The organism is Bosea vaviloviae (genome assembly GCF_001741865.1).
GTDB classification, from domain to species: Bacteria; Pseudomonadota; Alphaproteobacteria; order Rhizobiales; family Beijerinckiaceae; genus Allobosea; species Allobosea vaviloviae.
Map to the genome: position 1 here is coordinate 2,285,576 of NZ_CP017147.1, position 19,234 is coordinate 2,304,809.

Here is a 19,234-nt window from a genome sequence, read left to right on the forward strand (position 1 = left end):
CGGACTTCCCTCATCCGCCTCGCTGCGCTCGGCACCTTCTCCCCCAAGGGGAGAAGGCAGGGAGGCTACCAATGAACCTCACCAATTTCCGCTTCGAAACCGATTCCGACGGCATCGCCACTGCGACCTGGGACATGCCCGGCCGCTCGATGAACGTCATCACGCCCGAATTGATGGGCGAGCTCGACCAGATCATCGACAAGGTCGCAGGCGATGAGGCGATCAAGGGCTGCGTCATCACCTCCGGCAAGGAGAGCTTCTCCGGTGGCGCCGACCTCACCATGCTGCAGGGCCTGCGCGATCTCTTCGTCAAGCTGGCGAAGGAGAAGGGCGAGCAGGTCGCGATGCAGAGCTTCTTCGACGAGAGCCGCAAGCTCTCGCTGCTCTACCGCAAGCTCGAGACCTGCGGAAAACCGTTCGCGGCGGCGATCCATGGAATCTGCCTGGGCGGCGCTTTCGAGCTGTCGCTCGCCTGCCAGTATCGCGTCGTCTCGGACGACGCCTCGACCCGCGTCGGCCTGCCCGAGATCAAGGTCGGGCTCTTCCCCGGCGCTGGAGGCACGCAACGCGTCTCGCGCCTGATGCAGACCGGTGACGCGCTGCAGATGATGTTCAAGGGCGAGCAGATCAAAGCCTTGCCGGCGCGCAATACCGGCCTTGTCCATGCGGTGGTGCCGCGTGACCAGCTCGTCGCCAACGCCAAGGAGTGGCTCAAGGCCAATCCACAGGCCAAGGCGCCCTGGGACGATCCGAAATTCAAGCTGCCCTCCAACAAGCTCTATTCGCCGGCCGGCATGCAGATCTGGCCGCCGGCCAATGCGATCTATCGCCGCGAGACCAACGACAATTACCCGGCCGCCCGCGCCATCCTCTCGGCGGTCTATGAGGGGCTGCAGCTGCCGATCGATCTCGCGCTGAAGGTCGAGAGCCGCTATTTCGCGAAAATCCTGCGGACGAAGGAGGCGGCCTCGATGATCCGCTCGCTCTTCGTCTCGATGCAGGAGCTCAACAAGGGCGCGCGCCGCCCCGCCGACGTGCCGCCGAGCAGGCTCAAAAAGGTCGGCGTCGTCGGCGCCGGCTTCATGGGCGCCGGCATCGCCTATGTCACGGCGCAGGCCGGACTCGAGGTCGTGCTGGTCGACCGCGATCAGGAGGCGGCCGACAAGGGCAAGGCCTATTCGCACAAGCTGGTCTCCGACCAGATCATGAAGGGGCGCGCCAAGACGGCCGACCGGGACGCGCTGCTCGGGCGCATCAACGCCACCGCCGATTATGCCGCGCTGAAGGGCTGCGATCTCGTCGTCGAGGCCGTGTTCGAGGATCCCAAGGTCAAGGCCGAGGTCATCGCCAAGGTCGAGGCCGCGATCGGCCCGAAGGCGATCTTCGGCTCCAACACCTCGACCCTGCCGATCACGGGGCTGGCCGAACATAGCGGGCGGCCGAAGAATTTCATCGGCATCCACTTCTTCTCGCCGGTCGAGAAGATGCTGCTGGTCGAGATCATCATGGCCAAGAAGACCGGCAAGAAGGCGCTCGCCATGGCGCTCGACTTCGTCCGGGCCATCAAGAAGACGCCGATCGTGGTCAACGACACGCGCGGCTTCTACGCCAATCGCTGCGTCGGCAACTACATCCGCGAAGGCCATCTCATGCTGATGGAAGGCGTGCCGCCGGCGATGATCGAGCAGGCGGGCAAGCAGGCCGGCATGCCGGTCGGCCCGCTTTCCCTGAATGACGAGGTCGCGGTCGATCTCGCCTACAAGGTGCTGAAGGCGACCAAGGCGCAGCTTGGCGAGGGCGCGGTCGATCGGGCGCAGGAGAAGCTGCTGGCTGAGATGGTCGAGACGCATGGCCGGCTTGGCCGCAAGAACAAGAAGGGCTTCTACGATTATCCCGAAGCCGGGCCGAAGCGGCTCTGGCCGGGGCTGGCGGATCTGGTTGCGACGCATCTCGACCCCGAGAGCGTCGACATGCAGGAGCTCAAGCACCGCCTCCTGGTGACGCAGGCTCTGGAGGCGGCGCGCACCTATGAGGAGGGCGTCGTCACCGATCCGCGCGAGGCCGATGTCGGCTCGATCATCGGCTTCGGCTTTGCGCCCTATTCGGGCGGGACGCTCTCCTACATCGACAATATGGGCGCGGCCGCCTTCGTGAAGCTCTGCGAAGCCCTGGCGAAGAAGCATGGCGAGCGCTTCAAGCCGAACAAACAGCTCAAGCGCATGGCGAAGATGGGCGAGAGCTATTACGGCACGGCGAAGAAGGCGGCCTGAGCCTTCTCCGCTCGGATGAGGGAAGCCTCTCGACAGAAAAAGAAAAGGGTCGCGCGAGCGACCCTTTTCTCATTTGCTTCACTGCGCCCGGCAGCTTCTCCCGCCCATGTCGGATGTTTCCGGCATGGGCCTGAACCGAGATGGGCATGAACTTTGCCAAGATCGGGCAAGCCCGATCTTGGCGGAGAGAAGGAATGCACTCAGGCTGCCACTGCCCGGATCCCCCGGCGCAGCTTATCGACCAGCTCCCCGATTTGGCTTTCGGTGATGATCAGCGGCGGCGAGAAGGCGATCGTGTCGGCGGCGGTGCGGACCATCAGCCCTTCCTCGCGGAAGAGGCGGTCCATCGCCTCGAAGGCGCGCTTGCCGACACCGTCGGCCCGCGGCGCGAGATCGATGGCGCCGACGATCCCGACCTGACGGATGTCGACCACATTTGGCTCGCCCTTCAACGTCATCAGGGCGTCGGCCCAGGCCGGCTCCATCTCGCGGGCGCGCTCGAACAGGCCTTCTTCGCGGTAGACGTCGAGCGTCGCCAGGCAGGCGGCGGCCGCCAGCGGATGGCCAGAATAGGTGTAGCCGTGGAACAGCTCGATGGCGTTGTCGGGGCCGTTCATGAAGGCATCGTAGATGTGCTTGCGCACGATCACGCCACCCATCGGCACGGTCCCCGAAGTCACGCCCTTGGCGAAGGTGATCATGTCGGGGATGACGCCGTAACGCTCGGCGGCGAAGGCATAACCGAGGCGGCCGAAGCCGGTGATGACCTCGTCGAAGATCAAGAGAATGCCATGCTTGTCGCAGAGTTCGCGCAAGCGCTTGAGATAGCCCTTCGGAGCCGGCAGCCCGCCGGTCGAGCCGGCCATCGGCTCGACGATCACGGCGGCGATGGTCGAGCCGTCATGCAGCGCGACGATGCGATCGAGATCATCGGCGAAATGTGCGCCGTAATCCGGCTCGCCCTTGCTGAAGGCCTGCTTCTCGCGGTCATAGGTATGCGGCAAATGGTCCGTGCCGGCGAGCAGGCTGCCGAAGAATTTGCGGTTGTTGACCATGCCGCCGACCGAAATGCCGCCGAAGCCGACGCCGTGGTAGCCGCGCTCGCGGCCGATCAGGCGGGTCTTCGAGCCCTTTCCGGTGACGTTCCAATAGGCGAGCGCGATCTTCAGCGCGGTGTCCGCGGCTTCCGAGCCGGAGCCGGCGAAGAAGACATGGTCGAGATCACCCGGCGCCAGGGAGGCGATGCGCGCGGCGGCCGCAAAGACCTTGGGATGGCCGAACTGAAAGGAAGGTGCGAAATCGAGCTCCTCGGCCTGGGCCTGGATAGCCTGGATGATCGGCTTGCGGGCGTGGCCGGCATTGCAGCACCACAGCCCTGCCGTTCCGTCCATCACCGGCTTTCCTTCCGGCGTGTAATAGAACATCCCCTCGGCGCGCGCGATCATGCGCGGGTTCTGCTTGAACGAGCGGTTGGCCGTGAACGGCATCCAAAAGGCTTCGAGATTGTTCGGCGTGCCCAGCGGCTGCGTGGCGGATGTCATCAAGGCGTCCTCGTGGGGTTAAGCGTCTCTCAACCTAACAGTACGATCCGGGGTGTAAATCGTCGTCGCATCGGGGCATCCCTGCGCGCCACGAGAGTCGGCTCGCGATTCTTTGCCGGATGACGTTACGTCGGGTCTGGGCTAGTCTGAACAAGGGGAGTGACAAACTGGGCCCGACCCCGATGGTCTCAAGCGGTCAAGCCGGCGTCAGGCTGGACGAGCGAAGAGCCGCAGTGATTCGCGCGGGGCTCGATCGCGTCCTGGCTTCGGACTTGTTCCGCGGTGCGCCGCAGCTCTCCGCCTTCCTGACCTTCATTGTCGATCGCGCGCTCGACGGGCGCAGCGCCGAGCTGAAGGGGTACACCGTGGCGGTGGAGGCCTTCGGCCGCCCGCCCGATTTCGATCCGCAATCGGACCCGATCGTGCGCGTCGAGGCGGGCCGCCTGCGCAAGGCGCTCGGGCAATATTATCTCGGCGAGGGCGCCGCCGACCCGGTTCGCATCGCGATCCCGGTCGGCGCCTATGTGCCGGCATTCGAGGTCGATGAGCGCGCCGTGCTCGAAGCCGAGCCCGCGACCGCGGCGGCGGGCGATGCCGCGGCGCAGAAGGGCGCGCCCCGGCGTCCCGACGCCACCGTCTCGCGTCGCTGGCTGCTGGGCGCCGGCCTGGCGCTCCTGCTCGGATTGGCGTCGCTGGCCTCCTGGTATCGTATCAGGGACGACGAGCCGCCGGTGCCCGGCGCACGCTCCTTGCAGCCGAGCGTTCCGGTCGAGCGGGCGGTGAAGCCGACGGCGTCCACCGCCGCGGCGCATCTGCCCGTCATGGCGATCGTGATCGGCGAGTTGCCGCCTGACCCCATGGCGAACGAGATCGCGCGCCGGTTCGTGGCGCTTCTGGCTGACGCGATCGCCGGCTTCGACGATCTCGTCACCGTGAAGGCCCCGCTCGACCCGCGTGCGACGACGGTCGATGCCGACTACGTCTTCGAGCTGAGCGCGACACGTTTCGGCGATGTCATTGAGAGCGCGGCGAGACTGCGCGCGGTCAAGGATGGGCGCATCGTCTGGACCGGCTCCAGCAACAGGAAGTTCCGGTTCAATGCAGAAGATCCCGAATTGCCGGAAATCGCCCGGCGCCTGGCGATCCGCCTGGCCGAGCCGTTTGGCGTCATCCATGCCGATTTCAGGCAGTCCTCGATCATGTCGCCCGCGATGCGCTGCATCTTCCAAGCGCTCGATTTCCGCCTGACGATGAAGGCCGAGGACCATCTGGCGGCGCGCACCTGCCTGGAGGGTGTGCTCGAGAAGGATCCGAACTTTCACGCGGCCTGGTCGCAGCTCGCCCTCCTGACCCTCGACGAATACACTGCCGGCCTGAATCTCCAGTCCGGCCCGCCGCTCGACCGGGCGCTGAGCGCGGCGATGAACGCAGTTCGCCTGGCGCCATCGAGCGCCCGCGCCCAGCAGGCGATGATGGACGTGCTCTTCGCGCGCGGGCAGCCCGACGAGGCGCTGGCAGCTGGCCGCGAGGCCTTGACGCGCAACCCCTATGATCCCGACATCATGGCTGATCTCGGGGCGCGTTTCGTCCAGCTCAACCGCTCGGCCGAAGGCCTGCCCTTACTGGAACGGGCGGTCTCGCTCAGCCGCGGTCGGCCGCCCTGGTATGATTTCTACGCCTTTCTGGGCGCGCGGCTGACCGGCGCCAACAAACATGCCGAAAGTCATGCCGCCCGGCTCCTGGCGAATGAAGGGCCGCTGAGCCTGCTGGGACGCGCGCTGCATTATGCCGGAGCCGGAGACCAGGCTGGATTCGCCGCCGCGGTGTCGGGCCTCGCCGAGGCGTCCCCGTTGTTTCGCGTCGATCCGCGCCTCTTCCTCGAGCGCCGGGGTTTCAGCCCTCCGGTCATAGAACGGATCATGAGCGATCTGGGACCGACGATCTTGGACCTGATCAAGCGGCCCTGATCCGTCTTCGCGGCGTGGTCCACTGTTTTTCCTGCATTTACAGCCGCAAAGCCCCCACCCGGCGCTCGCAAGCGGCCCGACCTATGGTTAAGGTTGCGGAACGCCCGTGATTCGCCGATTCGTCCCGATCAACCCAACGCGCGAATGCTGCCTTGGCCCCTGTCCGCTTGAATGCATTGCCCCCTCTCGCCGCAGCCGTCACAGGTGTTTCGGCCGGCGCGATTGCGACTTTGCTGCTACCGGGCGGATTGGGAGCAGCGGCGGGACTGCTGCTCTGCGGTGGCGGGTTGGTCGGCATGGCCCGGCTCTATGAGCGCCGCCTGCTTGTGCAGCGCGAGCAGATCTTCGCTGGCCTCGGTGAGGTCAAGGTCAGACTCGCCACCAACGCCATTCGGCTGGACAACCTGTCGCAGCGCGTCGAACAGATGCCGATGCGCGAGGCCGACGCGGCGCCGGCGCGCGCCGCGATCAACGAATTGACGGCCGAGGTCGGTCTGCTCGGCGATCTCATCCATCAGGTCGCGACCACGCTCGCCGACCACGACGCCCAATTGATCGTGGCGCAAGCCCGCCAGGCGGCGCCTCTCGCCAAGCCTGCGCCGGTTCCGGTGATCGATCCGGAGGCCGCGCGCCAGGCCCGGCTCGACGCGATCGCGGCCGAACGCGAGGAGGCCGAGCGCGCCGCCGAACGTAGCGCCGCCGACAAGCGCGCTGCCGTGATCAGTACGGCCTTGTCCGAGGGCAAGGTCGAGGTGCATCTGCAGCCGATCGTGCAATTGCCGCAGCGGCGCACGCGCGGCTACGAGGCGTTGGTGCGCCTGCGGGTCGACGAGAACACGCTGCTCCTGCCCGAGGATTTCCTGTCGATCGTCGAGCAGCGCGGCTTCGGTCCGACGCTCGATGCGCTGGTGCTGACGCGCGCTCTGGCGATTGCGCGCCATCTCGGCACGAAGCAGGGCGGGCTCTTCGTCTCCTGCAATTTCAGCGAGGCGACCTGGAGTTCGTCCAAGGCGCTGGCGACGCTGTCGCGCATTCTCGACAAATATCGCGAGCACAATGGCCACCTCGTGGTGGAGATGCCGCAGCGCGTCTTCCGTGCGCTGGACCCGGCGAGTCTGGGATTGCTCGGCGCGATGTCGGCCAATGGCGTGCGTTTCGCGCTCGACCAGGTCGCCGATCTCAGGCTCGATCCCATCGCGCTGTTCGATCGCGGCATTCGCTTCGTCAAGGCGCCCGCGACGCTGTTCCAGGCCGAGATGGCCGGTGAGGGTTCGCTCGACATCGCGGCTGGTGATTTGGCGTCGATGATGGCGCGGGCCTCGATCGCGCTGGTCGCGGACGAGATCGCCGACAACCCGACCGTCGCGGACATGATCGAGCTCGGCATCACCTATGCGCAGGGCCTGATCTTCTCGCCGCCGCGCCCGGTGAAGCCAGAGGTCTTCGCCGAGCCGGAGGCCGCGCCGCCCACTGCCGCAAGCGAAGCCGCGCCGCAGCGTCCCACCGCCGAGGTCCTCGGCTATCCGCCGCCGCCTGCGAGCCCGGCGCAGGACGAGGCCAAACCCGAACGTCAGTCGTTCCGTTCCGTGCTGCGCCGCGCCAGCGCCTGAGCGTCGGCATGGGCCCTGGCCCTGCGAGCTTCATCGGTGCAAGTTTCATGGGTGCAAGTCTCATGGGTGCATAAGAGCCCGACGCCGAGAAGCGGTTGTCATTTTCCGGCATCATGCTTTTCCTTGAGGCGGTAGAATCTTCTTTCAGGCGATAGAACCTGCCGACGCCATCCGGAGTGACCACGACTTGCCGCCATCGAAGAGCAAAGCCACCACGGCCCTGACCGGCTTTTCCGAGATCGCCGACCGGTTCGATCTCTGCCTCTGCGATGTCTGGGGCGTGGTCCATAACGGCGTCGTAGCGCATCGCGGCGCCGTCGAGGCGCTGGTCGCTGCTCGGCAGCGCGGCGTCTTCGTCGTCCTCGTCACCAACGCGCCGCGCCCGCGCGCCGAAATCGAGCGCCAGCTCGCCGGGTTCAACGTGCCGAAGGACGCCTGGGACGCGATCGTGACCTCCGGCGATGTCTGCCGCGCCTTGATCCAGGAGCGCGCCGGTGAGCCGGTCTTCATGCTCGGCCCTGACCGCGACCTGCCGTTGGTCGCCGGGCTGGATGCTCCGCGCGTCGGGCCGGCAGAGGCGAATTACGTGCTCTGCACCGGTCTGTTCGACGACGAGACCGAGACGGCTGAGAGCTATGCCGGCATGCTGGCCGACTTCGCCCGGCGCGAACTCACCCTGATCTGCGCCAATCCCGATCTGGTGGTCGATCGGGGAGGGCGCATCGTGCCTTGCGCGGGCTCGATCGCGCTTGCCTATGAAGAGGTCGGCGGCAAGGTCATCTATGCCGGCAAGCCGCACCAGCCGATCTACGAGATGGCGGTCGCGATCATGGAGAGGGAGCGTGGCGTGCCGGCCGAGCGATCACGCATCTGCGGCATCGGCGATGCGATCCGCACCGACATCGCCGGAGCCAACGGCTTTGGCGCGACGAGCGTCATGGTGCTGGCCGGGATCCATGCGCAGGACCTGCTCGAGGCGTCCTGGGAGCACAGGCATGATTGGTTCGCCGAGCAGAGCCACCGGCCTGATTATGCGCTGCCGCACCTGGTGTGGTGAGGGAGCGTACTCAGGCAGCGCAGACCGATTCGATCTTGGTCTTCAGCGTCTGAGCGTTGAACGGCTTGACGATGTAGTTGTTCACGCCGGCCTTCTTGGCGGCGATGACGTTTTCGGTCTTGGATTCAGCGGTTACGATAATGAAAGGCGTCTGCGACAGCGCGTCTTCCTCGCGCACGCGGCGCAGCAATTCGAAGCCGGTCATCGGCTCCATGTTCCAGTCCGAGATCACCAGCCCGTATTTCTTGTCGCGCATCTTGGCGATCGCCGCGGAGCCGTCGGATGCATCGTCGACATCCTCGAAGCCGAGCTGCTTCAGGAGATTGCGGATGATTCGGACCATGGTCTGATAATCATCGACCACCAGGATCGGCATGGAGGGGTCGAGAGCCATTATGGTGCTCCAAGCATCAAATTCGCAGGGCGGGGCGATACCCAGGCTGCGTGCCGTCTCTAGCGGGCGGCCATGGATCGACTGTCTTAGTCCTGCGGCGTTTCAAAGCGGTTAATCCAATGCCGGAGTGACCCAACGGCATTTTCCGTTCTGCCGGCTGCAATTGCCTGTGATCACCAAAGTTCAATGGTCGAAACCGGGCGGCTGTGACAGTCTTTCGCAGATGCGAGATAGACGCCGGGCCGCGCCGAGGTGCTGGCCTGGAGCGCCGGCCGAGCAGGAAGACCAGGAAGACCAGGACGATGACCAGCTCTCTTTATCAGGTTCATGCTTTTGAGGATCTGTCGATCGGGCAGAACGAGAGCCTGATGCGTACCGTGATGGAGCGCGACATCTCGCTTTTCGCCGATCTCTCGGGCGATGCGAATCCGATCCATCTCTGCGACCACTATGCCGCCAACACCAAGTTCGGCCAGCGCATCGCCCATGGCATGCTGACCGCGAGCCTCGTCTCGGCGCTTCTCGGCACACGCCTGCCGGGGCCGGGCGCGGTTTATCTCTCGCAGACGCTGACCTTCCTTGCACCGGTCAAGATCGGCGATGTCGTCACTGCCCGCGTCGAGGTGGTGGAGCTGGTGGCCGAGCGCAGGCGGGCGCGGCTGTTCTGCGAATGCCTGGTCGACGGCAAGGCCGTGCTGGAGGGCGAGGCCTGGGTTGCGCTGCCGCCTGCTCGAAAGCTCTGAGGCAACTGTGAGATACAGGGCTTGTTTGAGATAAGGGCTTGGGTGAGTTAAAGGCTTGGCCTTGACGCCTCTGCGGCCTTGAGGCCAAACACTGCTCCGGCCCGGGCTCCTCGGGCGCCCGGACGCTTGCGATCGATGACCTTCCCCGCCGATGCGCCGCCTGCCGACGTGCAGCCTTCCGACGCGCAGCTTTCCGACATGCATGCCGCCTTCGTTCTCGACGTCGAGAAACCGGCTCCCGACGCCCTGCGCGGCGCGGTCCTGGCGCTCGGCAATTTCGACGGGGTTCATCGCGGCCATGCCGAGCTTGCCCGCGTCGCGGTCGCGATGGCGACCGAGCGTGGGACCAAAGCCGCCGCACTGACCTTCGAGCCGCATCCGCGCAGCGTCTTCCGCCCCGATCAGCCGGTGTTCCGTTTGACGCCGCCGGCCGTGAAGCTGGAGCTGCTCGGCCAGGCCGGCCTGCCAGTGACCTTCATCCTGCCTTTCGACCGTGGCGTGGCGGCGGTCAGCGCCGAGGCCTTCGTCGATGATCTGCTGCTCGGCAAGCTGGGGGCGACCGGGCTTGTCTGCGGCTATGACTTCCATTTCGGCCAGGGCCGCGCCGGCTCGCCCGAGATGCTGCAGGCTCGCGCAGGGATGCGGGGCGTGCCCGTCGCGGTCGTGCCGCCCTATGCCTGGGCCGGCGAGCCGGTCTCCTCGACATTGATCCGTATCGCGCTCGAGGCCGGCGATGTCGCCCGCGCGGCGGATTTTCTGGGCCGGCCATGGTTCGTGCGCGGTGTCGTTGCCCATGGCGACAAGCGCGGCCGCGATCTCGGCTATCCGACCGCCAACATGCACCTCGCCCGCGATTGCAAGCTGCGCTACGGCATCTATGCGGTCAGGATGAAGATCGACGGCGTCTGGCATGACGGCGTCGCCAGCTTCGGCAGCCGCCCGACCTTCGACGACGGTGCGCCGCGATTGGAGACCTTCGTCTTCGATTTCTCCGGCGACCTCTATGGCAAGCAGGTCGATGTCGCGCTCGTCTCCTGGCTGCGCGGCGAGGCGAAGTTCGATACGCTCGAGGCGCTGATCGTGCAGATGGATGCCGATAGCGTGGGAGCGCGCGACATCTTGGCGAAAACGCCGCCCTTCCTTCCGTAGACCGCGTTTGCTAGAAGCCGCAGATGCTTGCTGATCGCGCCACGTTCATAGACCTCCGGCGAATTACGGGCCCGGCTGCCGCCCTGCGCTGACGCGCGGGCGCTTGCGCAAGCCGGGGTGACCATCGCTTCCCAGTTTCACGATGGACCAGCGCCGCGCCAGCCTCGAATGGCCCGCTTGTCCTCATTGCCCGAGCCGGACCCGAGATGACCGACAAAGCCGCCGACAAGACCGAAACCGTCGACTATTCCCAGACGCTGTTCCTGCCTCAGACAGAGTTCCCGATGCGCGCGGGGTTGCCGCAGCGCGAGCCGGAACTGCTCGCCCGCTGGGCCAGGATCGACCTCTACAAGAAGCTGCGCGCCACCGCGAAGGGGCGCGACCGCTTCGTGCTGCATGACGGCCCGCCCTACGCCAATGGCAACATCCATATCGGCCATGTGCTCAACAAGGTGCTGAAGGATCTCGTCGCGCGCTCGCAGCAGATGCTCGGCTTCGATTCGAACTATGTGCCGGGCTGGGACTGCCACGGCCTGCCGATCGAATGGAAGATCGAGGAGCAGTACCGCGCCAAGGGCCTCAACAAGGACGACGTGCCGGTCGTCGAATTCCGCAAGGAATGCCGCGCCTTCGCCGAGAAATGGGTCGATGTCCAGCGCGAGGAGTTCAAGCGCCTGGGCGTCGAGGGCGATTGGGCCGACCCTTATCTCACCATGGCCTATCCGGCCGAGGCGCAGATCGCCCGCGAGATCATGAAGTTCGCCGAGACCGGCCAGCTCTATCGCGGCTCCAAGCCGGTGATGTGGTCCGTGGTCGAGAAGACCGCGCTGGCCGAGGCCGAGGTCGAGTATGAGGAGCATGTCAGCGACACGGTGTTCGTGGCGTTTCCGGTCGTCGCGCCTGCCGGCAGCCTCGCTGATGCCTCGATCCTGATCTGGACGACCACGCCCTGGACGATCCCCGGCAACCGCGCGATCTCCTTCCACAACAAGATCGCCTATGGGCTTTACCGCATCACTGCAGCGCCCGAAGGCAATTGGGCCAAGGTCGGCGCGAGCTATGTGCTCGCCAAGAACCTCGCCGAAGGCGTCTTCAAGGCGGCGAAGGTGGAAGCCTTCGAGCTGGTTTCGGATGTATCGGCCCATGAGCTCGCCGGCCTGACCTGCGCTCATCCGCTGCGCGGCCAGGGCTATGATTTCGACGTGCCGCTGCTCGACGGCGACCATGTCACCGACGATGCCGGCACGGGCTTCGTCCACACCGCGCCCGGCCATGGCCGCGAGGACTTCGACGTCTGGATGGCCAATGGCCAGAAGCTGTCCAAGCGCGGCATCGAAACGCATATCCCCTACACCGTCGATGCCGATGGTCGCTTCACCAAGGATGCCCCCGGCTTCGAAGGCAAGCAGGTCATCACCGACAAGGGCGAGAAGGGCGATGCCAACGAAGCCGTGATCAAGGCCCTTGCCGCCAGCGGTCATCTCGTCGCGCGCGGTCGGTTGAAGCACCAGTATCCGCATAGCTGGCGCTCGAAGAAGCCGGTCATCTTCCGCAACACGCCGCAATGGTTCATCGCCATGGACAAGGCGGTCGAGGTGCTTGGCAACCGCAGTTTGCGCGAGGTTGCGCTCGGCGCGATCAAGGACACGCAATGGGTGCCCGCCGCTGGTGAAAACCGCATCAACGGCATGATCGCCAACCGTCCCGACTGGGTGGTCTCGCGCCAGCGCGCCTGGGGCGTTCCGATCACCGTCTTCGTCGAGAAGGAGACGGGTGCAATCCTGGTCGACGCCAAGGTCAACGCCGCGATCGCGGATGCCTTCGAGCTGGAAGGCGCCGACGCCTGGTTTACCGACCTGGATGGCGCACGCTTCCTGGAGCCCTTCGGCTACGATCCGGCTGCCTATGAGCGCGTCACCGACGTGCTCGACGTCTGGTTCGATTCCGGCTCGACCCACGCCTTCACGCTGGAGAAGCGCCCGGATCTGCGCGCTCGCCGGCGCGGCGATGGCGGCAATGACCGGGTGATGTATCTCGAAGGCTCCGACCAGCATCGCGGCTGGTTCCATTCGAGCCTGCTCGAAAGCTGCGGCACGCGCGGCCGGGCGCCCTTCGACGTCGTCCTGACCCACGGCTTCTGCCTCGACGAGAAGGGCGAGAAGATGTCGAAGTCGAAGGGCAACGTCACCGCCCCGCAGGACATCATCAAGGATTCGGGCGCCGACATCCTGCGCCTCTGGGTCGCGGCGGCCGATTATTCCGACGATCTGCGCATCGGCAAGGAGATCCTCAAGACCTTCGTCGAGACCTATCGCAAGCTGCGCAACACCACGCGCTGGATGCTCGGCACGCTCGCCCATTTCAGCGAGGACATCCGGGTCAACGAGCCGCAGACCATGCCGGAGCTGGAGCGGTTGATGCTGCATCGGCTCGCCGAGCTCGGGCCGCAGGTCGAGGAGGCCTATCGCACCTACGACTACAAGAAGGTGGTGAACCTGCTCTCGCAGTTCATGAACACCGAGCTTTCGGCCTTCTATTTCGACATCCGCAAGGACGCGCTCTATTGCGATCCGTTGTCGAGCCATGTCCGCAAGAGCGCACTGACGGTCGTCGATCATCTCTTCCGTTGCCTGGCCACCTGGCTCGCGCCGATCCTGGTCTTCACCACGGAAGAGGCCTGGCTGGAGCGCTATCCCGAGCAGAAGGCGATGGACGCCTCGGTGCATCTCGAACTCTTCGCGCAAGCGCCTGAAGCTTGGCTCGATCCGGAGCTCGCCGAGCGCTGGAGCAAGATCCGCCGCGTCCGCCGCGTCGTCACCGGCGCGCTGGAGCTGGAGCGGGCGGGCAAGCGCATCGGCTCCTCGCTGGAGGCCGCGCCCAAGGTCTATATCGACGAACCCGATCTGAGGGCCGCGCTTTCGGGCGTCGATCTCGCCGAGATCAGCATCACCTCGGGCATCGCGCTTGGCGCGGGCGAGGGGCCGCAGGACGCCTTCCGCCTGGCCGATGTGCCGGGCGTCGCGGTTGTCTCCGCGCGGGCACCGGGCGTCAAATGCGCCCGTTCCTGGAAGTATTTCGATGCCGCGCTGGCCGATCCCGCCTATCCGGAGGTAACGCCGCGCGACGCCAAGGCCTTGCGCGAGCTTGGGCAGCGCGCGCGATGATGCCGGTGCGTCGTCTCGGCGTCTTCATCGTCGCTCTGGTCTTCGGGCTTGATCAGGCGCTCAAGCTCTGGCTGCTCTTCGGCGTTCGGCTGGCCGAAAACGGTCCCTTCGAGGTCGCGCCCTTCATGGAGATCGTGCTCGCCTGGAATCGCGGCATCTCCTATGGCCTGTTCCAGCAGGATGGCGACCTCGGCCGCTGGCTCCTGGTCGTGATCTCGTTCGTTGCCGCTATCTGGCTCGGGCGCTGGATGTGGCGCGAGACGCGGCGATTGACCGTCGTCAGCCTGGCGCTGATCGTCGGCGGAGCGCTGGGCAACGGCCTCGACCGTGCGGTCTATGGCGCTGTCGTCGACTTCGTGCATCTGCATCACGGCAGCTTCAGCTGGTACATCTTCAACATCGCCGATGCGGCGATCGTTGTCGGCGTGGCCGCTCTGCTATATGAGTCCTTCCGTTCCAGCCCGGATAAGCCGGCATGATGCGCAACTCGCCATCGTTTTGCCGCGCGCCTGAGGTTGAAGTGGGGATGAAAAAATCCCGAGGGAGGTTTGAGATGGCTCATCGCATCCGCGTGACGCATTGGCTCCTGGCCGGTGGGCTGCTGCTTGCGACCTCGCCCGCCTTTGCGCAGGAAGGCATGCTCTTCAAGAATTTGATGGAGGGCGTCATCGGCGGCAAGGCCAATAACGACATCGAATACCGGCAGCGGCCGCCTCTCGTGGTGCCTCCCGGTTCGACCCTGCCGCGGCCGCAGGAGCCGGCGAGCGCGCGCAATGCCGCCTGGCCGAACGATCCTGACATCGTCCGGCGTCGCGCCGAGGATGCGCGCGCGCTGGTGCCCGCGACCGAGCGCGAGAAGTACAAGGACAATCAGCGCCCGCTGCTGAGCCAGGAAGAGCTGCAAAAGGGCCGTGTCGCAGGCCGCGACAGCCGGCCGTTCCAGCCGCAGCAGTCGAAGACCTATGAGGAAAACATCGCCCCGATCCGGACCGGCCGCGACATCGCCGCGGGCAAGAATGCCGAGGATCTGGCGAGCCTGACCTATGGCAGCGAGCCGGAGCGGAAATATCTCTACGAGCCGCCGGTCGGCTACCGTCGCCCGGCCGGGACGGCGCCGGTCGGACCTGGCAGGAATGGCCCGCGCGAGGACACGCAAGCCTTGGGGCAGAAGGAATTCGTTCAGGGTACGCCCATGCCGACCCTGCCGGCGACCAACTGAGACGGGCGTCGCGTCTGGTTCTCCGAGGGATGGCGGCCTATATGGGTTTGATAACCCGCCGCCAACCCACGGTCCCGCGATGACGATCCATATCCCGCCGACCCGCATGAGTGCGCCTGTCGAGTCGTTTCGGCTCGGCAACGGCCTGGAGGTCGTGGTGGTGCCCGACCATCGCGCCCCGGTCGTCACCCATATGGTCTGGTACCGCAACGGCTCGGCCGATGACCCGGCTGGCAAGTCCGGCATCGCCCATTTCCTCGAACATCTGATGTTCAAAGGCACGGCCCGCTGGCCGGCTGGCGAGTTCTCCAAGATCGTCGCCGGCTTCGGCGGGCAGGAGAACGCCTTCACCTCCTACGACTACACCGCCTATTTCCAGCGCGTGCCGAAGCAGCACTTGCGCGCCATGATGGATTACGAGGCCGACCGGATGACCGGGCTCGCCTTCGACGAGAGCGTCGTCGGGCCCGAGCGCGACGTCGTGCTCGAAGAGCGCCGCATGCGCGTCGATTCCGATCCGGCGGCTCAGCTCAGCGAGGAGTTCTCCGCGGCGCTGTTCGTGCATCACCCCTACGGCACGCCGATCATCGGCTGGGAGCACGAGATCGAGGAGCTGAACCGCGACGACGCCTTCGCCTATTACCAGCGCTTCTACACCCCTGAGAACGCGATCCTGGTCGTTGCCGGCGATGTCGAGGGCAACGAGGTGCGTGAGCTCGCCGAGGCGACCTATGGCCAGATTGCAGCGCGCGGCGAGACCCCTTCCCGCAAGCGCCCAGCCGAGCCCGATCCGCGCGCGGCGCGGCGCGTCACGCTGAGCGATCCGCGCGTGCACCAGCCTTCGCTGCGCCGTGGCTGGCTGACGCCGACCTATCTCAGCGGTGATCGGACCGAGGTCTTCGCGCTGGAGATCGCTGCAGAGATCCTTGGCGGCGGCACCACATCGCGACTTTATCGCAGCCTCTGCGTCGAGCAGGAGCTTGCTGCCGGCGCCAGCGCCTATTTCATGGGCTCGATGGTCGATCGCTCGGCTTTCCAGGTCTCGACCAGCCCGCGACCGGGCGTGGAGATGGCCGTGCTCGAAGCCGGCCTCGATGCCGCACTCGCGACCTTCCTGGCGGAGGGGCCCAGCGAGGTCGAGCTGACGCGCGCCCGCACGCGGCTCGTTGCCGAGACGATCTTCGCCCGCGACAGCCAGTCTTCGCTCGCCCGCATCTTTGGGGCCTCGCTTGCCGTCGGCGAGACCGTCGAGGATGTGCTGACCTGGCCAGAGCGCATCGAGGCGGTTCCGCGCGAGGCGGTCGTCGAGGCGGCGCGCCGTTATCTCCGGCCCGACCGTTCGGTCACCGGCCTTTTGCTGCCGGTCGCCTGACCGTCTGCCCTCCTTTCAACCGGGCGGGACGTCACGTCCCGTTTTCAGGAAGCGACATGAACGCGCCCATCCCCGTTGCCCATTCCGCGATCGCTGGCCCTTCCGTCGCGGTGCAGAAAGTCCGCTCCGCTGCCGGCGTCGAGGCCTGGCTGGTCGAAGAGCATAGCCTGCCCCTGATCGCGATCGACTTCGCCTTCGACGGCGGCGCGACCCGCGACCCCGCGAACGGGACCGGCAGCGCTTATATGATCTCCGGCCTGCTCGACGAAGGCGCCGGCGATCTCGATGCCGAGGCCTTCCAGGGCAAGATGGCAGATCATGCGATCAGCCTCGGCTTCGACGCGCGCCGCGACGATTTCCACGGCCAGCTCCAGACCCTGTCGCGCCATCGCGACACCGCTTTCGAATTGCTGGCGCTGGCGCTCAACGCGCCGCGTTTCGATGCCGATGCGGTCACGCGGGTGAAGTCGCAGATCGTCGCCGGACTGCAGCGCCAGGCGCAGAACCCCGAGACGCTCTGCCGCAATGCGCTCTATGCGGCGGCCTATCCCGGACACCCCTATGGCCGGCCCGAGAAGGGCGATATCGACAGCGTCTCGAAACTGCAGGCGGCAGGGCTGAAGGCGCTCACCCGCGATCTGCTCAGCCGCGGCGGCCTCAAGATCGTCGTGGTCGGTGACATCACCGCCGACGAGTTGGCGCAGCGTCTCGACCAGGTCTTCGGCGCCTTGCCGGAAGGCAAGCCGCGCGCTTTGCCGGGCTCGCCGCTGGCGATCCAGGGGCTGGGCCAGACCCATGTCATCGATCTCGACGTGCCCCAGACCGTGCTGCGCTTCGTCGGGCCGGGATTGATGCGCAACGATCCCGGTTTCATCGCGGGCAGCGTGCTGAACCATATCCTCGGCGGCTCGGCCTTCACCTCCCGCCTCTTCCTCGAGGTGCGCGAGAAGCGTGGCCTCGCCTATGGCGTCTCGTCCAGCCTGCTGCCCCTGCGCGAGAGCGCCATGCTCGTCGGCGGCACCGCGACGCGCAACGACCGCGCGGCGGAATCGCTTGCCGTCATCCGCGAGGAGATGGCCAAGCTCGCCAATGAGGGGCCGAGCGAGCATGAGGTCGAGGAGGCCAAGCGCTACATCATCGGCTCCTATCCGCTGCGCTTCGACACCTCGCCCAAGATCGCCGCCGAATTGCTCAGCCTCGCGGTCAATGGCTTCGAGCCGGAGTTCCTGAGCGAGCGCAACCGGCTCTTCGCCGAGGTCACGCTCGCCGATATCGGCCGCGTGGCCAAGCGTCTGTTCGGCGATCCGCGCTTGCTGGTGCAGGCCGTCGGCCGGCCGGTCGGCCTCGTCTGAACCCTCTCGTCCTTTTCCTTAGGCACAGCGACGGACCTCATCACCATGCTGCAGCAAAGCTTCGATCTCGCGCTCGAATCCGGCGTCGGCAAGGGCGGCATTCCCGATGCCGCTTTCGAGCAGGCGCTGGCTGATCTTGCTCCCGCATTGGTGCGGCTGCAGGGCCAGGCGCGCGATCATTCGCTGCCGCTGCTCGGCTTGCCCGCCGACACGGCCGATCTGCCGCCGGTCCATGCCGCAGCGAAGCGCCTCAAGGCGGGCGCGACCGACATTCTCGTGCTCGGCACCGGCGGCTCCAGCCTCGGCGGCCAGACGCTGGCGCAGCTCGCCGATTACGGCATCTCCGGCCTGTCGCGCTTCGCGCCCGAGCCGCGCGTCCACTTCATCGACAATCTCGACCCCGACACCTATTCGGAGCTGCTCGCCAAGCTGCCGTTCAAGACGACGAAATTCGTCGCCATCTCGAAATCGGGCGGCACCGGCGAGACCCTGCTGCAGAGCATCACGGTGATCAGCGCCCTGCGCGCCGCAGGCTTCAGCGATGCCGAGATCGGTGAGCGTTTCCAGGGCCTGTCCGAGCCGGCGACCTCGGGCAAGCTGCATCCGCTGCGCGCGCTGCTGGAGCCCTTCGGCGTGCCGTTCCTCGAGCACCATACCGGGGTCGGCGGGCGCTATTCGGTGCTGACCAATTGCGGCCTGTTGCCGGCCGCCGCGCTCGGTCTCGACATCGAGGCTCTGCGTGCTGGCGCCGCCAAGGCCGTGGCGCCGGTCCTGGCGGGCAAGAGCGTGCGCGAGACGCCGGCTGCGGTCGGTGCGGCGCTGCATCTCGCCGCGATGCGCTCCGGCAAGAACATCGCTGTTCTCATGCCCTATGCCGACAAATTCGCGCTGCTGACGCGCTGGTGGATGCAGCTCTGGGCCGAAAGCCTGGGCAAGGACGGGCAAGGCACGCAGCCTGTCGGCGCGCTCGGCCCGGTCGATCAGCATTCGCAGCAGCAGCTCTATCTCGCCGGCCCGAAGGACAAGTTCTTCACGGTGCTGACGGTCGGCGCCAAGGGCAAGGGTCCCAGGATCGATGCCGAACTTGCCGGCAAGATCGGCCAGGACGATTTCGCCGGCAAGACGATCGGCGATCTCGTGGCCGCTCAGGGCGTCGCGATGATCGACACCTTCGCCCGGAACGGTTGCTCGGTGCGCCGCTTCCATGTCGATGAGATCGACGAGACCATTCATGGCGAGGTGCTGATGCACTTCATGCTCGAGACGGTCCTGACCGGCTATGCCATGGGTGTGGACCCGTTCGACCAGCCGGCGGTCGAGGAAGCAAAACTCCTCGCCAAGCGCTATCTTGCCGAGGGGCGCAGCTGACGAATCGGCCTGCGCCCGGTCTTCTCCT

14 protein-coding genes are annotated in these 19,234 nt (G+C 66.2%); 12 read left to right on the forward strand and 2 right to left on the reverse strand.

Annotation, left to right across the window (positions count from 1 at the left end; all coding sequences use genetic code 11):
• Window positions 1-71 precede the first annotated feature (71 nt).
• The gene (locus BHK69_RS10670; RefSeq protein WP_069690080.1) at window positions 72-2,270 is read left to right on the forward strand and encodes an FAD-dependent oxidoreductase; all 2,199 of its coding nucleotides are present in this window, start codon (window positions 72-74) and stop codon (window positions 2,268-2,270) included.
• A 200-nt stretch (window positions 2,271-2,470) separates the two neighbouring features.
• Here the strand turns inward: BHK69_RS10670 and aptA are convergent, their stop codons facing one another.
• The gene (gene aptA, locus BHK69_RS10675; RefSeq protein ID WP_069690081.1) at window positions 2,471-3,811 is read right to left on the reverse strand and encodes an omega-aminotransferase AptA; all 1,341 of its coding nucleotides are present in this window, start codon (window positions 3,809-3,811) and stop codon (window positions 2,471-2,473) included.
• A 233-nt stretch (window positions 3,812-4,044) separates the two neighbouring features.
• Here aptA and BHK69_RS10680 point away from each other — a divergent pair, with 233 nt between their 5' ends.
• The 3 genes from BHK69_RS10680 (at window position 4,045) to BHK69_RS10690 (ending at window position 8,445) form a co-directional block, all read left to right on the forward strand.
• Entirely contained in the window at window positions 4,045-5,778 is a 1,734-nt protein-coding gene (locus BHK69_RS10680; RefSeq protein WP_069690082.1) for a tetratricopeptide repeat protein, read from the forward strand.
• Window positions 5,779-5,945: 167 nt separating this feature from the next.
• Entirely contained in the window at window positions 5,946-7,388 is a 1,443-nt protein-coding gene (locus tag BHK69_RS10685) for an EAL domain-containing protein (protein WP_148663370.1), read from the forward strand.
• Between the two features lie 187 nt (window positions 7,389-7,575).
• Complete coding sequence (locus BHK69_RS10690; protein WP_244548461.1) at window positions 7,576-8,445, forward strand: TIGR01459 family HAD-type hydrolase; 870 nt, start codon at window positions 7,576-7,578, stop codon at window positions 8,443-8,445.
• Window positions 8,446-8,455: 10 nt separating this feature from the next.
• On the opposite strand, the gene BHK69_RS10695 is transcribed toward BHK69_RS10690, so the two are convergent.
• Window positions 8,456-8,839 (reverse strand): response regulator, encoded by a 384-nt coding sequence (locus tag BHK69_RS10695; protein ID WP_069690084.1) that lies wholly within the window; start codon window positions 8,837-8,839, stop codon window positions 8,456-8,458.
• Window positions 8,840-9,141: 302 nt separating this feature from the next.
• Between BHK69_RS10695 and BHK69_RS10700 the strand changes: the two genes are divergently transcribed.
• The 8 genes from BHK69_RS10700 to BHK69_RS10735 all read left to right on the forward strand — a co-directional run bounded on the left by BHK69_RS10700 (window position 9,142) and on the right by BHK69_RS10735 (window position 19,206).
• The gene (locus BHK69_RS10700) at window positions 9,142-9,582 is read left to right on the forward strand and encodes a MaoC family dehydratase (protein WP_069690085.1); all 441 of its coding nucleotides are present in this window, start codon (window positions 9,142-9,144) and stop codon (window positions 9,580-9,582) included.
• A 135-nt stretch (window positions 9,583-9,717) separates the two neighbouring features.
• Window positions 9,718-10,731, forward strand: coding sequence for a bifunctional riboflavin kinase/FAD synthetase (locus tag BHK69_RS10705; protein ID WP_244548462.1), 1,014 nt, complete (start codon window positions 9,718-9,720; stop codon window positions 10,729-10,731).
• Window positions 10,732-10,937: 206 nt separating this feature from the next.
• Entirely contained in the window at window positions 10,938-13,895 is a 2,958-nt protein-coding gene (ileS, locus tag BHK69_RS10710) for an isoleucine--tRNA ligase (protein ID WP_069690086.1), read from the forward strand.
• Complete coding sequence (lspA, locus tag BHK69_RS10715; protein ID WP_069693554.1) at window positions 13,895-14,374, forward strand: signal peptidase II; 480 nt, start codon at window positions 13,895-13,897, stop codon at window positions 14,372-14,374. The genes ileS and lspA overlap by 1 nt, the downstream gene beginning before the upstream one ends.
• Window positions 14,375-14,448: 74 nt before the next feature.
• Window positions 14,449-15,114 (forward strand): hypothetical protein, encoded by a 666-nt coding sequence (locus tag BHK69_RS10720; protein ID WP_069690087.1) that lies wholly within the window; start codon window positions 14,449-14,451, stop codon window positions 15,112-15,114.
• 79 nt (window positions 15,115-15,193) lie between these two features.
• Entirely contained in the window at window positions 15,194-16,486 is a 1,293-nt protein-coding gene (locus BHK69_RS10725) for a M16 family metallopeptidase (RefSeq protein WP_069690088.1), read from the forward strand.
• 56 nt (window positions 16,487-16,542) lie between these two features.
• Complete coding sequence (locus BHK69_RS10730; protein ID WP_069690089.1) at window positions 16,543-17,838, forward strand: M16 family metallopeptidase; 1,296 nt, start codon at window positions 16,543-16,545, stop codon at window positions 17,836-17,838.
• Between the two features lie 45 nt (window positions 17,839-17,883).
• Window positions 17,884-19,206, forward strand: a complete 1,323-nt coding sequence (locus BHK69_RS10735) for a phosphoglucose isomerase-related protein (protein WP_069690090.1) — start codon at window positions 17,884-17,886, stop codon at window positions 19,204-19,206.
• Window positions 19,207-19,234: the final 28 nt, after the last annotated feature.

What these genes read in the sequence shown, in the direction of transcription:
- BHK69_RS10720 (WP_069690087.1), top strand. Translation starts at nt 14,449, where the DNA reads ATGGCTCATCGCATCCGCGTGACGCATTGGCTCCTGGCCGGTGGGCTG.
- BHK69_RS10730 (WP_069690089.1), top strand. Translation starts at nt 16,543, where the DNA reads ATGAACGCGCCCATCCCCGTTGCCCATTCCGCGATCGCTGGCCCTTCC.
- ileS (WP_069690086.1), top strand. Translation starts at nt 10,938, where the DNA reads ATGACCGACAAAGCCGCCGACAAGACCGAAACCGTCGACTATTCCCAG.
- BHK69_RS10735 (WP_069690090.1), top strand. Translation starts at nt 17,884, where the DNA reads ATGCTGCAGCAAAGCTTCGATCTCGCGCTCGAATCCGGCGTCGGCAAG.
- aptA (WP_069690081.1), bottom strand. Translation starts at nt 3,811, where the DNA reads ATGACATCCGCCACGCAGCCGCTGGGCACGCCGAACAATCTCGAAGCC.
- BHK69_RS10705 (WP_244548462.1), top strand. Translation starts at nt 9,718, where the DNA reads ATGACCTTCCCCGCCGATGCGCCGCCTGCCGACGTGCAGCCTTCCGAC.
- BHK69_RS10695 (WP_069690084.1), bottom strand. Translation starts at nt 8,839, where the DNA reads ATGGCTCTCGACCCCTCCATGCCGATCCTGGTGGTCGATGATTATCAG.
- BHK69_RS10700 (WP_069690085.1), top strand. Translation starts at nt 9,142, where the DNA reads ATGACCAGCTCTCTTTATCAGGTTCATGCTTTTGAGGATCTGTCGATC.
- BHK69_RS10670 (WP_069690080.1), top strand. Translation starts at nt 72, where the DNA reads ATGAACCTCACCAATTTCCGCTTCGAAACCGATTCCGACGGCATCGCC.
- BHK69_RS10725 (WP_069690088.1), top strand. Translation starts at nt 15,194, where the DNA reads ATGACGATCCATATCCCGCCGACCCGCATGAGTGCGCCTGTCGAGTCG.
- lspA (WP_069693554.1), top strand. Translation starts at nt 13,895, where the DNA reads ATGCCGGTGCGTCGTCTCGGCGTCTTCATCGTCGCTCTGGTCTTCGGG.